We start from the raw sequence: 13,236 nt of genomic DNA on the forward strand, positions 1-13,236 counted from the left end.
GCTTCGCCTTCGGTGCGGGTGGGGACTCCCACCCGCACCGCGGTCACCTGATGGGGTGAAGGGCGCCGCGAACGGGAGCCGGGGATCTTTCCGTTCTGTCCATGCTTGGGCATGCACTCAAGTGACGGTCGTCCCTGTGACGCCACAAGTGTGCGGCACGACGATCCCTGGTACACCGCCCTCGCCTCCGGCTGGGGCGAAGCGGACCACGCCCCCGCGCGTGTGCCCGCCACGGGCACCGAGTGGCCGGGGCGGGCCGAGCGAACGGAGCCCCGGGACGGAGCCGTGAGCGCCGCGGACGTCTACCTCCAGGTGCAGAGCAGCGCCGCCTTCCAGGAGGTGCGCAGCCGCTACCGCCGCTTCGTCGTCCCGGCGTTCGCCGCCTTCTTCGCCTGGTACGTCGCCTACGTCGTCGCCGCCACCACCGCGCCCGGGCTCATGGCCCGGCCCGTGGCGGGCGCGGTGAACGTGGCGATGCTGGCCGGGCTCGGGCAGTTCCTCTCCACGTTCCTGCTCACCTGGGCGTACGCCCGGCACGCCCGGCTGCGCAGGGACCGGGCGGCGCTCGAACTGCGCTGGGACACCCAGGAACTGACACGCCGCGTCCCCGGGGGCGGTGCCCGGTGACCGGAGAGCATCAGACGCTGGCCCTGGCGCTGTTCAGCGGGTTCGTCGCCGTGACCCTCGCGATCACCACCTGGGTGAGCCGCGACCGGCACGGCTCGGCGGAGGAGTTCTACGCGGGCGGGCGCCTGTTCTCACCGATGGAGAATGGTTTTGCCATCGCCGGCGACTACATGTCCGCCGCCTCCTTCCTCGGCATCTCCGGCCTCATCGCGCTCTACGGCTACGACGGACTGCTGTACTCCGTGGGCTTCCTGGTGGCCTGGCTGGTGGTCCTCTTCCTGGTCGCCGAACTGGTGCGCAACTGCGGCCGGTTCACCCTCGCCGACGTGGTCGCCGCGCGGATGCGGGAGCGGCCGGTGCGGATCGCGGCGGGAACTTCCTCGGTCACCGTGTCCGTTCTGTATCTGGTGGCGCAGATGGTCGGGGCGGGCAGCCTGGTCGCGCTGCTGCTGGGCGGGACGAGCGAGGCGGCGCAGGCGTGGACGGTGATCGGCGTCGGCGCGCTGATGGTCATCTATGTGACGTGGGGAGGGATGCGGGCCACCACCTGGATCCAGATCGTGAAGGCGGTCCTGCTCATGGGCGGGGCGATCACCCTGACCGTGCTCGTGCTGATCCGCTTCCACGGCGACTTCGACCGACTGCTGCGCACCGCGGCGGACCGCAGCGGCCACGGCGCGTCCTTCCTGGCGCCCGGTCTGAAGTACGGCGGGGACTGGACCGCGCGCCTCGACTTCATCAGCCTCGGACTCGCGCTCGTGCTGGGCACCGCCGGGCTGCCGCACATCCTGTCCCGCTTCTACACCGTGCCCACGGCCCGCGCGGCCCGGCGCTCGGTGGTCTGGTCGATCGGGCTCATCGGCGGCTTCTACCTGATGACGATCGTCCTCGGCTTCGGCGCCGCCGCCATTGTGGGGCCGGACGCCGTACGTGGCTCGAACGCGGCCGGTAACACGGCCGTTCCGCTGCTGGCGCTCGACCTGGGCGGCGGCGCCGACTCCACTGGCGGAACGGTTCTCTTCGCGATCGTCGCCGCCGTCGCCTTCGCCACGATCCTCGCCGTCGTCGCCGGGATCACGCTCGCCTCCTCGGCGTCCGTCGCCCACGACCTGTACGCCTCGCTGCGCCGCAAGCGGCCGGAGCCGCGCAGTGAGGTGGCGGGGCCGCGCAGTGAGGTGCCCGAGCCACGCAGCGAAGTGGCCGAGCCGCGCAGTGAGATGGCCGATCCGCGCAGCGAGGTGGCCGTCGCGCGGGTCGCGGCGGTCGGCATCGGCGCGGTCGCGATCACCCTCGGGCTGCTCGCCCGCGACCTCAACGTCGCCTTCCTGGTCGGCCTCGCCTTCGCCGTCGCCGCGTCCGCGAACCTTCCGGTGCTGCTCTACACGCTGTTCTGGCGGGGCTTCACCACCCGGGGCGCCGTCTGGGCCGTCTACGGCGGGCTGATCCCAGCCGTGGCGCTGGTGCTGCTGTCACCCGTGGCGTCCGGCAGCCCCGACGCGCTCTTCCCGCACCTCGACTTCCAGTACTTCCCGCTGCAGAACCCGGGCCTCGTCTCCATCCCGCTGGGCTTCCTCGCCGGCTGGCTCGGCACCGTCACCTCGGCCGAGGAACCGGACCGGGCCAGGCACGCGGAGACGGAGGTGCGGTCGCTGACGGGGGCGGGAGCGGCGTAGCACCACTTGCGGCGGCCGTCGAGAAGACCACGGACCGTATCCGTACCCAAGGCAGGGGCACGGCCCTTCCCCCGCCCCAGGGGCCGGGCCTCAGGCGCGGGTCGCCCACACGTAACGGTGTTCCGGGCGGCCCGCGTCGCCGTACTTCAGGGTCAGCGTGGCCCGTCCCGTGCGCTCCAGGAGCTTCAGATAGCGCTGGGCGGTCTGCCGGCTCACCCCCGTGCGCTCGGCGATCTCCTGGGCCGACAGCGGCCCGTCGGCGTTCATCAGGCACTGCCGCACCAGCTCGGCCGTGGTGGGGGAGTGCCCCTTCGGCAGGTCCGGCTCCGAAGGCGCGGACAGCGCGCCGAAGATACGGTCCACCTCGGACTGCTCCGCCTCACCGCCGCCGTCGAGGGTGCGGCGCAGCTGCGCGTACGCCTCCAGCTTGGCGCGCAGGCCCGCGAAGGCGAACGGCTTGACCAGGTACTGCAGCGCGCCGTGCCGCATCGCCGCCTGCACCGTCGACACGTCCCGGGCGGCCGTCACCATGATCACGTCGGTCTGGTGGCCGCGCCGGCGCATCTCCTGCACCACCGCCAGGCCCGTCCCGTCGGGCAGATAGTGGTCCATGAGGACGAGGTCCACGTGCGGCAGCGTCTCCAGCAGCCGCAGCGCCTCCGCCGCCTGGTGCGCCTCGCCGGCGACGTGGAAGCCCGGCACCTTCTCGACGTAGGCGGCGTTCACCCGGGCGACCCTGGTGTCGTCGTCCACGACCAGGACCTCGATCATCGCGTCTCCTCCTCGGCGGACCGCGCGGCGGACGGCGCGGCAGGCTGCACGGCGGACCGCACGGTAGTGGCGGTCGGGGCGGTGTCCGAGCCCGGCAGGCCCCGGGCGGGCCCGGCCTCCGGCCCGGACTCGGGATCGGGATCGGACTCGAGCTCGGGCTCGGCCAGCGCCTCGGGCAGGACGACGGTGAACTCCGCGCCCCCGCCGGGCGCCTCGCCCACCGTCACGGTGCCGCCCTGCCGCTCGGCCAGCCGGCGCACCAGGGACAGCCCGATACCGCGCTTGCGGTGGGCGGGGGGCTCCTTCGTGGACCAGCCCTCGGTGAAGACCAGCTCGCGCTGCTCCTCGGGAATGCCCGGCCCCGTGTCGCGTACCGCGAGCACGGCGGTGCGGCCCTCGGCCTGCAACTCGACCTCCACGCGCGCGTGCGGGGTGGCCGCCACGGCGTCCAGCGCGTTGTCGACCAGGTTCCCGACGATCGTGACCAGCCCCCGGGCGTCGACCAGCCGGTCCGGCAGCCGGGTGCGGCCGGAGAGCCGCAGCGCGACCCCGCGCTCGGCCGCGACGGTCGCCTTGCCGACCAGCAGGGCGGAGAGCAGCGGGTCCTCGATCTTCTCGGTGATCTGCTCGGCCGTGGCCCGGTGATCGCCGACCACCTCGCCGACGAACTCCACCGCGTCGTCGTACATCTCCAGTTCGAGCAGGCCGAGGAGGGTGTGCATCCGGTTGGCGTGTTCGTGGTCCTGGGCGCGCAGGGCGTCGATCAGACCGCGCGTGGAGTCCAGTTCGCGCCCCAGCTGCTCCAGCTCGGTGCGGTCGCGCAGGGTGGCGACGGCACCCCCGTCACCGGTGGGCATCCGGTTCGCGACGAGCACCCGCTGCCCGCGCACGGTGAGCAGATCCGTGCCGGTCACCCGGCCGGCCAGTACATCGGCGGTACGGCCCACGCCCAGCGCCTCGTCGGGGGAGCGGCCCACGGCCTCGTCACCGATGCCGAGCAGGCGCTGCGCCTCGTCGTTGAGCAGCCGGACCCGCCCGGTGCGGTCCAGGGCGACGACCCCCTCCCGGATACCATGCAGCATGGCCTCCCGCTCCGCCAGCAGGGCCGCGATGTCGGAGAAGGCGAGGTCGCGGGTCTGGCGCTGCACCCGGCGGGAGATCAGCCAGGCGGCCAGCGCGCCCACGGCCAGGGCGCCGCCGGCGTACGCGAGCAGCTCCGGGATCGCGTGGATCAGCCGCGCCCGGACACTGTCGTAGGCGATACCGACCGACACCGCCCCGACGATCGTGCCGTCCTTGTCCCGCAGCGGCACCTTGCCCCGCGCGGAGCGGCCCAGGGTGCCCTCGTCGATCTCCATGACCTCCTCGCCCGCGAGCGCCTGGCTGGGGTCGGTCGAGACGTGCCGACCGATCTCCGCGGGCTCGGTGTGCGACCAGCGCACCCCGCGCGTGTCCATGATCACGACGTATTCGGCCCTGGTGGCCTCCCGGATCCGCTCCGCCTCCCGCTGCACGGGCCCGTCCGGGCTCGGCGGGGTGCCGACGACGTCCTCGGCGAGCTGCGGCCGGGCCGCGGTGGTCTGCGCGATCGCCAGCGCGCGCCGCATCGCCTGGTCGTCCAGCTGGTCGCCGAGCGGCGCGAGGAACAGCCCGGTCGCGAGCACCGCGACTCCCGCGGCGATCGCCACCTGCATCAGCAGCACCTGCGAGAACATCCGGCGCGGCAGGCCGAGACGCAGACGGCGGACGGGGGGCGTGGGGCTCATACCCATGACGGTACGTGGACGGCGGCGCTCCGCCGTAGGGGGAGTGGCGGGGATCTCCCCGGGTGCCGTGGCCGGGTTCGGCACGGTCCGCGCGGGCCGGCCGTAACGGGGGTCCGCGCGGAGCTAAAAAACTCAAGCGGGGTCCCGCGCGGGACGAGTGATCGCGGACGACGCCGCGCGGGCCTCAGCCCGCCAGGGCCGCCGGAGTCAGCTCGCGCACCGCCAGGACGTCCATCCGCGCGGGGGCACCCAGGACCGAGGTGCCGCAGCTCTCGGGGCGGGGCGGCTCGGACGCCCCCTGGGCGACGAGGACGCGCCAGCAGCGGCCGTCCACGTGGGCGACGGTCACCTCCCAGCGCGGGGCGGCGCCGTCGGTCCGTACGGCGTTCTCGGTCCGTACGACGCTCAACGCGTCCGCCGCGTACTCGCGCACGTGCGTCCGCACGGCCAGCTCGGCCGCCTGGCCGGGCCGCTCCCACGCGGAGCTGCCCCGGCACCCGTCGACGACGATCCGGCCCTCCCGGACGGCGTGCAGGACCGCTCTGACGCTGTGGGCCTCGGCCCGGCCGTAGGCGTAGCCGTACGGCAGGACGAGCAGCGTCGGCGAGAAGCGGTGACCGCCCAGATGGGTGACCTCCCAGACGCCCTCCACACCGGACGCGGCCAGCTCGGCGGCGAGGGGGCGGCCCAGCAGGGCGCAGCAGCGGTCGCGCTTGCCGTTGGTGCAGACGAGGGCGAGCGGGGCGCCGGTGTGGGGCCGTCCCTGGAGCACGGTGCCGAAGCTGTGGTGATCGCCCCGGCCGAGGGCCGCGAAGTCCAGGTCCAGGAGCTGCCGGGGGTCGGCGGTCGTGGCGGTGTGCAGCCAGGCGTTGCCGGGGGCGGTGTGGGCCGCGTACACCCGGCGTACGGCGGGTGTACGGGGGTCCGCGTGGCGGCCGGGGCGGCGGATGAGCGCGATGCGCACGCCGGTGTGCTTGGCGGCGGCTTCCAGGGCGCGGCCCAGCGCGGGGTCCAGATGGCTCGAAGTGAGCGCTCTGGCACCCCACGGGCCCGGCTGCTCGAGCAGCAGCCAGGTCCTGGCAGTGGCCGCGGTACCGGAAATCGGCTCGCCGAGGCTCCGGGAGACGGTCGCGCACGTACTCACAGAGGTGAGCCTAACCTGACTTGGCGCACGATGACTTCCGGCCGCACCGTTGTCCTGCTCTGCAGGGGTTTGCGACGCCCAGCTAGGGGGTTGACCGCGAGCGGATCGGATCGGCGGGCTCGGTGCGGCTCGTATTCTGAGGGCCGCGGTCCTTCCGAGGGCCGCAGTCCGTGCTCGTCTGCGCGCCGGGTCGCGAGCCGGCGCGCGCTTCGGTGTCAGAGAGGTCGCACGTTGGGGCAGAGCCCGAGGCCGCAGCATCAGATCCCGGTCGTCGTCCTCGCCGGATTCCTGGGCTCCGGCAAGACGACCCTGCTCAACCACCTGCTGCACCGCAGCGGAGGCAGCCGGATCGGCGCCATCGTGAACGACTTCGGCGCCATCGAGATCGACGCCATGGCGGTGGCCGGCGCGCTCGGCGACTCCACCGTCTCGCTCGGCAACGGATGCCTGTGCTGCGCGGTCGACGCGAGCGAACTGGACGTCTACCTCGACCGGCTCGCCCGCCCGGAGACCGGCATCGACGTCATCGTGATCGAGGCGAGCGGGCTCGCCGAGCCGCAGGAACTGGTCCGCATGGTGCTCGCGAGCGAGAACCGGCGCGTGGTCTACGGCGGTCTGGTCGAGGTCGTCGACGCGGCGGAGTTCGACGCGACCCGCGCCAGGCATCCCGAGATCGACCGGCACCTCGCCCTCGCCGACCTGGTCGTGGTCAACAAGCTCGACCGGACACCGGACGCCGAACGCGTCCTCGGCCTGGTCCGCGGCCTCACCGACCGGGCCGCCGTCGTCCCCGCCGCCTACGGGCGGATCGACCCGGAGTTCCTGTTCGACTGCCGGCCGAGCGAGGAGCGCATCGGGCAGCTGTCCTTCGACGACCTGCACGACGAGCTGCATGACGACCTGCACGGGGACGCGCGCGACGACGCGCACTCCGGTCCGGACGGCGACGCCCACGGCCACGCCGGACATCTCCACAGCGGCTACGACAGCCTGTCCTTCGTCTCCGACCGACCCGTCGACCCCCGGCGGCTGATGCGATTCCTCGACAGCCGGCCGGAGGGGCTCTACCGGATCAAGGGCTACGTCGACTTCGGCGCCCACGACCCCGGCAGCCGCTACGCCGTCCACGCCGTCGGACGCTTCCTGCGGTTCTACCCGGAGCCCTGGGAGCCCGGCGCCGAGCGGCTGACCCAGCTCGTCCTCATCGGCTCCGGCATCGACACCACGCTCCTCGGCAAGGAACTGGAGGCGTGCAGGAGCGACGCCCCGCACACCGCCGACGAGCACGGCATGTGGGGCGTCCTGCGCTACGTCCAGGACCCGGACGAGCCGGGACCCGAGGCAGGGTTCGAGCCGGCCGACGATCCGGAGCCCGAGCCGGTGTTCGATCCGGACCTGGAGCCGGGAGTCGACCCGGAGTCCGAGCCGGACCACGACCAGGAGCCCTAGCCCAGCCCCAGCACTGGGTCAGGAGCCCCCGGTCACTGCCCCAGCCGCCTACACCGGCCCGGCCACCGCCCCGATCGTCTTCGGCAGGGACACACCCGAGCCGTCGCGGCGCGGGTCGAGTTCGGGGAGCTCCGCCGGGGAGCCGTTCTTCTGGGCGGCGCGGGCCGGGGCGGGGCCCGCCCAGGCGAAGGACAGGCAGTCCTCGCCCTTCAGGAACCGCTGGCAGCGGACGCCGCCGGTGGCGCGGCCCTTGCGCGGGTACTGGTCGAAGGGGGTCAGCTTGGCGGTCGTCTGGACGGAGTCGTCCAGCGTGCCGCGGGAGCCGGCCACCGTGAAGACGAGCGCGTCCGACGCCGGGTCCACCGCCGTGAACGAGATGACCTTGGCGCCCTCGGCGAGCTTGATGCCGGTCATACCGCCCGCCGGCCGGCCCTGCGGGCGGACCTGGGACGCCTGGTAGCGCAGCAGCTGGGCGTCGTCCGTGATGAAGACCAGGTCCTCCTCACCGGTGCGCAGTTCCACCGCGCCGACGATCCGGTCACCCTCCTTGAGGGTGATCACCTCCAGCTCCTCCTTGTTGGCGGGGTAGTCCGGCACGACCCGCTTGACGACGCCCTGTTCCGTGCCGAGCGCGAGGCCGGGGGAGGACTCGTCGAGCGTGGTCAGGCAGACCACCGTCTCGTCGTCCTCCAGGGACACGAACTCCGCCAGCGGCGCGCCGCCCGAGAGGGTGGGCGCCGTCGCGGTGTCCGGCAGCTGGGGCAGGTCGACGACGTTGATCCGCAGCAGCCGGCCGTACGAGGTCACCGCGCCCACCTCGCCGCGGGCCGTGGCCGGCACCGCGGAGACGATCACGTCGTGCTTGGCGCGCTTGCCGTCGGCGTCCTCGGCGAACGGCTCCGCGTTCGCCGTCCGGGCCAGCAGACCGGTCGAGGACAGCAGCACCCGGCACGGGTCGTCCGCGACCTGCAGCGGCACGGTGGCGACCGAGGTGGCCGCGGACTCCAGCAGAACGGTCCGCCGCGGGGTGCCGAACTTCTTGGCGACGGCGGCCAGTTCCGAGGAGACCAGCTTGCGCAGCTCCGCGTCCGACTCCAGGATCCGGGTCAGCTCCTCGATCTCGGCGTTGAGCCGCTCCTTCTCCGCCTCCAGCTCGATCCGGTCGTACTTGGTGAGCCGGCGCAGCGGGGTGTCGAGGATGTACTGGGTCTGCGTCTCGCTCAGCGAGAAGCGCTCCATCAGGCGCTCCTTGGCCTGCGCCGAGTTCTCGCTGGAGCGGATCAGCCGGATGACCTCGTCGATGTCGACCAGCGCCGTCAGCAGGCCCTCGACCAGGTGGAGACGGTCGCGGCGCTTGCCGCGGCGGAACTCCGAGCGGCGGCGCACGACCTCGAAGCGGTGGTCGAGGTAGACCTCCAGCAGCTCCTTCAGGCCCAGCGTCAGCGGCTGGCCGTCCACCAGCGCGACGTTGTTGATGCCGAAGGACTCCTCCATCGGCGTCAGCTTGTACAGCTGCTCCAGGACCGCCTCGGGCACGAAGCCGTTCTTGATCTCGATGACCAGGCGCAGCCCGTGCTCACGGTCGGTGAGGTCCTTGACGTCGGCGATGCCCTGGAGCTTCTTCGAGCCGACCAGGTCCTTGATCTTGGCGATGACCTTCTCCGGGCCGACCGTGAAGGGCAGCTCGGTGACGACCAGGCCCTTGCGGCGGGCCGTGACGTTCTCGATGGAGACCGTCGCGCGCATCTTGAAGGTGCCGCGGCCCGTCTCGTACGCGTCGCGGATGCCGGACAGGCCGACGATCCGGCCGCCGGTGGGCAGGTCGGGGCCGGGGACGTGCTTCATCAGGGCGTCGAGATCGGCGTTCGGGTGCCGGATCAGGTGGCGGGCCGCCGCGATGACCTCGCTCAGGTTGTGCGGCGGCATGTTGGTGGCCATGCCGACCGCGATGCCGGAGGCGCCGTTCACCAGCAGGTTCGGGAAGGCGGCGGGCAGGGCGACCGGCTCCTGCTCCTGGCCGTCGTAGTTCGGGGCGAAGTCGACCGTGTCCTCGTCGATGGACTCGGTCATCAGGCCCGTGGCCGCGGCCATCCGGCACTCGGTGTACCGCATGGCGGCCGGCGGGTCGTCGTTGCCGAGCGAGCCGAAGTTGCCGTGGCCGTCCACCAGCGGCACGCGCATCGAGAAGGGCTGCGCCATGCGCACCAGCGCGTCGTAGATCGACGCGTCGCCGTGCGGGTGCAGCTTGCCCATGACCTCGCCGACCACGCGGGCGCACTTCACATAGCCGCGCTCCGGGCGCAGGCCCATCTCGTTCATCTGGTAGACGATCCGGCGGTGCACCGGCTTCAGGCCGTCGCGGGCGTCCGGCAGGGCTCGGGAGTAGATGACCGAGTACGCGTACTCGAGGAAGGAGCCCTGCATCTCGTCGACGACGTCGATGTCGAGGATCCGCTCCTCGTACGAGTCGTCGGGCGGCGGGGTCTTCGTGCTGCGGCGGGCCATCGCTGCCTGGCTCCTTGCTGAAGCGTGGTGAACGGGATCTGACGCGGACCATTGTGGACCGCGGCACTGACAACGCGGAGCGGGACCCGGCGTCGGCCGCCCGGCCCCCCGCTGCGCGCAGGTTACGCCCCGCCTGCCGCCCGGCCTGCTGGGCGCAGGTTACGCCCGTCCCCCGCCTGACCCGCTGCGCGCAGGCTACGCCCGTCGGCCGCCCGGCCCGCTGCCCGCAGGCTACGCCCTCGCGCCGGGTAACCCCGTTCTCGCTCTCGGCGTACGGCGTCCGGGAACTTCGCGGACCGTCCGCACGCTTGCATACAGTGGCAGGACCGGCACGAACAGAGCGGTCTCAGCCACCGCATCCGCGATCGAAGGGACGTACATGCCCATGGGTCACACGGCCACAGCCGAGGCAGGCTCCGGCGGCCTGAAAGCGACCGAGCACCGCCTGGCCAACGGCCTGCGCGTGGTGCTCTCCGAGGACCACCTGACCCCGGTCGCGGCGGTGTGCCTCTGGTACGACGTCGGCTCCCGCCACGAGGTCAAGGGACGTACGGGCCTGGCTCACCTTTTCGAGCACCTGATGTTCCAGGGTTCCGCCCAGGTGAAGGGCAATGGCCACTTCGAGCTGGTGCAGGGCGCCGGCGGTTCGCTCAACGGCACCACCAGCTTCGAGCGCACCAACTACTTCGAGACCATGCCCGCCCACCAGCTGGAGCTCGCCCTCTGGCTGGAAGCCGACCGCATGGGCTCCCTGCTGGCCGCCCTGGACGAGGAGTCCATGGAGAACCAGCGGGACGTCGTCAAGAACGAGCGCCGCCAGCGCTACGACAACGTCCCCTACGGCACCGCCTTCGAGAAGCTGACCGCCCTCGCCTACCCGGAGGGCCACCCCTACCACCACACGCCGATCGGCTCGATGGCCGACCTGGACGCGGCGACCCTGGAGGACGCGCGGGAGTTCTTCCGCACCTACTACGCGCCGAACAACGCGGTCCTCTCGGTGGTCGGCGACATCGACCCCGAGCAGACCCTCGCGTGGATCGAGAAGTACTTCGGCTCCATCCCGTCCCACGACGGCAAGCCCGCCCCGCGCGACGGAACGCTGCCCGACATCATCGGCGAGCAGCTGCGCGAGGTCGTCGAGGAGGAGGTCCCCGCGCGCGCCCTGATGGCCGCCTACCGCCTCCCGCACGACGGCACGCGCGCGTGCGACGCGGCCGACCTGGCGCTGACCATTCTCGGCGGCGGCGAGTCCTCCCGCCTGTACAACCGGCTGGTCCGCCGGGACCGTACGGCCGTCGCGGCCGGCTTCGGGCTGCTGCGGCTGGCCGGGGCGCCCTCCCTGGGCTGGTTGGACGTGAAGACCTCCGGCGACGTGGAGGTGCCGGTCATCGAGACCGCCATCGACGAGGAGCTGGCCCGGTTCGCCGAGGAGGGCCCCACGGCCGAGGAGATGGAGCGCGCCCAGGCCCAGTTGGAGCGCGAGTGGCTGGACCGGCTCGGCACGGTAGCGGGCCGCGCCGACGAACTGTGCCGGTACGCCGTGCTGTTCGGCGACCCGCAGCTCGCCCTCACCGCCGTGCAGCGTGTGCTGGAGGTGACGCCCGAGGAGGTCCAGGAGATCGCCAAGGCCCGCCTGCGGCCCGACAACCGCGCGGTGCTCGTCTACGAGCCGATCACCCCCGAGCAGCCCGAGCAAGTCGAGGGCACCGAGGACCCGGAATCCGCGGCGACCGTGGAAGCCGCCGACGCCCACGAGGAGGCGGCGAAGTGACCGAGCTGACCACCATGGAGTTCCACCCCCAGCCGCAGCCGGGCGAGGCCAGGCCGTGGGCGTTCCCGGCCCCCACGCGCGGGACCCTCGACAACGGCCTGACGGTGCTGCGCTGCCACCGCCCCGGCCAGAAGGTCGTCGCCGTCGAGGTCCTGCTCGACGCGCCGCTGGATGCCGAGCCCGCCGGCCTGGACGGCGTCGCCACGATCATGGCGCGTGCCTTCTCCGAGGGCACCGACAAGCACTCCGCGGAGGAGTTCGCCGCCGAGCTGGAGCGCTGCGGCGCCACCCTCGACGCGCACGCCGACCACCCGGGCGTACGGCTCAGCCTCGAGGTCCCGGCCTCCCGCCTGGAGAAGGGCCTCGGGCTGGTCGCCGACGCCCTGCGGGCTCCCGCCTTCGCGGACAGCGAGGTCGAGCGGCTGGTGCGCAACCGCCTGGACGAGATCCCGCACGAGCTGGCCAACCCGTCCCGGCGGGCCGCCAAGGAGCTGTCCCGGCAGCTGTTCCCGGCGACCTCGCGCATGTCGCGTCCGCGCCAGGGCACCGAGGAGACGGTCGCGAAGATCGACTCGGCGGCCGTGCGCTCCTTCTACGAGCGGCACGTCCGTCCGGGCACGGCCACCGCCGTGGTGGTCGGCGACCTCACCGGCATCGACCTGGACGCCCTCCTCGGCGACACCCTCGGCTCCTGGACCGGTTCCCCGGCCCAGCCCCGCCCCGTGCCGCCGGTCACCGCCGACGACACCGGGCGCGTGGTCATCGTCGACCGCCCCGGCGCCGTCCAGACGCAGCTGCTCATCGGCCGTATCGGTCCCGACCGGCACGACCGCGTGTGGCCCGCCCAGGTGCTCGGCACCTACTGCCTCGGCGGCACCCTCACCTCCCGCCTGGACCGCGTCCTGCGCGAGGAGAAGGGCTACACGTACGGCGTGCGGGCGTTCGGCCAGGTCCTGCGGTCCGCCCCGGACGGCACGGGCGCCTCGATGCTCGCCATCAGCGGCTCGGTGGACACCCCGAACACCGGCCCCGCCCTGAAGGACCTGTGGACGGTGCTGCGCACGCTCGCCGCGGAGGGCCTGACCGACGCCGAGCGGGACGTCGCCGTGCAGAACCTGGTCGGCGTGGCACCGCTGAAGTACGAGACGGCGGCGGCCGTCGCGAGCACGCTGGCCGACCAGGTCGAGCAGCACCTGCCCGACGACTACCAGGCGACGCTGTACCGGCAGCTGGCCGCGACCGGCACGGTCGAGGCCACCGCCGCGGTGGTCAACGCCTTCCCGGTGGACCGTCTCGTGACCGTCCTCGTCGGTGACGCGGCGCAGATCAAGGAGCCCGTGGAGGCTCTGGGCATCGGCGAAGTCACCGTCGTGGCCGCCGAGTAGACGCCCGGGCGGCACACCCACGCCGAGCGCTGCGGCACATCCGCGCGGAGGGGCCCTGGTGACCGATGCGTCGCCAGGGCCCCTTCATGTCCGAATTGGGGCGGAGGTTGCCTGTCTGACCTGTGGGATGCGCTACAAAAAC

At 72.9% G+C, this 13,236-nt stretch carries 9 protein-coding genes; 5 read left to right on the forward strand and 4 right to left on the reverse strand.

The features are described from left to right. The first annotated feature begins 111 nt into the window (after positions 1–111). Both ACIG0D_RS28290 and ACIG0D_RS28295 read left to right on the forward strand, forming a co-directional pair. Positions 112–627, forward strand: a complete 516-nt coding sequence (locus ACIG0D_RS28290) for a DUF485 domain-containing protein (RefSeq protein ID WP_399806249.1) — start codon at positions 112–114, stop codon at positions 625–627. A gap of 137 nt (positions 628–764) precedes the next feature. After that, positions 765–2,300, forward strand: coding sequence for a cation acetate symporter (locus tag ACIG0D_RS28295; RefSeq protein ID WP_399806401.1), 1,536 nt, complete (start codon positions 765–767; stop codon positions 2,298–2,300). Positions 2,301–2,390: 90 nt separating this feature from the next. On the opposite strand, the gene ACIG0D_RS28300 is transcribed toward ACIG0D_RS28295, so the two are convergent. From ACIG0D_RS28300 to ACIG0D_RS28310, 3 genes are all read right to left on the reverse strand, one after another. Further along, positions 2,391–3,071 (reverse strand): response regulator, encoded by a 681-nt coding sequence (locus ACIG0D_RS28300; RefSeq protein ID WP_399806251.1) that lies wholly within the window; start codon positions 3,069–3,071, stop codon positions 2,391–2,393. Beyond that, on the reverse strand, positions 3,068–4,837 hold the full coding sequence (locus tag ACIG0D_RS28305) for an ATP-binding protein (RefSeq protein WP_399806253.1): 1,770 nt from the start codon (positions 4,835–4,837) through the stop codon (positions 3,068–3,070). Before ACIG0D_RS28305 ends, ACIG0D_RS28300 begins: the two co-directional genes overlap by 4 nt. Before the next feature lie 184 nt (positions 4,838–5,021). After that, on the reverse strand, positions 5,022–5,981 hold the full coding sequence (locus ACIG0D_RS28310) for a sucrase ferredoxin (RefSeq protein ID WP_399806255.1): 960 nt from the start codon (positions 5,979–5,981) through the stop codon (positions 5,022–5,024). A 231-nt stretch (positions 5,982–6,212) separates the two neighbouring features. On the opposite strand from ACIG0D_RS28310, the gene ACIG0D_RS28315 reads away from it, so the two are divergent. Further along, positions 6,213–7,430: a GTP-binding protein gene (locus tag ACIG0D_RS28315; protein WP_399806257.1), complete on the forward strand. Its 1,218-nt coding sequence runs from the start codon at positions 6,213–6,215 to the stop codon at positions 7,428–7,430. Positions 7,431–7,478: 48 nt separating this feature from the next. Here the strand turns inward: ACIG0D_RS28315 and ACIG0D_RS28320 are convergent, their stop codons facing one another. Then, the gene (locus ACIG0D_RS28320) at positions 7,479–9,935 is read right to left on the reverse strand and encodes a DNA topoisomerase (ATP-hydrolyzing) subunit A (RefSeq protein WP_399806259.1); all 2,457 of its coding nucleotides are present in this window, start codon (positions 9,933–9,935) and stop codon (positions 7,479–7,481) included. Positions 9,936–10,314: 379 nt separating this feature from the next. Between ACIG0D_RS28320 and ACIG0D_RS28325 the strand changes: the two genes are divergently transcribed. Both ACIG0D_RS28325 and ACIG0D_RS28330 read left to right on the forward strand, forming a co-directional pair. After that, on the forward strand, positions 10,315–11,709 hold the full coding sequence (locus ACIG0D_RS28325; RefSeq protein ID WP_399806261.1) for a M16 family metallopeptidase: 1,395 nt from the start codon (positions 10,315–10,317) through the stop codon (positions 11,707–11,709). Then, positions 11,706–13,094, forward strand: a complete 1,389-nt coding sequence (locus ACIG0D_RS28330) for a M16 family metallopeptidase (protein ID WP_399806263.1) — start codon at positions 11,706–11,708, stop codon at positions 13,092–13,094. The genes ACIG0D_RS28325 and ACIG0D_RS28330 overlap by 4 nt, the downstream gene beginning before the upstream one ends. Positions 13,095–13,236: the final 142 nt, after the last annotated feature.

Origin of the sequence: Streptomyces sp. NPDC052773 (genome assembly GCF_044547145.1) — a bacterium.
In the GTDB taxonomy this organism is placed as follows: domain Bacteria; phylum Actinomycetota; class Actinomycetes; order Streptomycetales; family Streptomycetaceae; genus Streptomyces.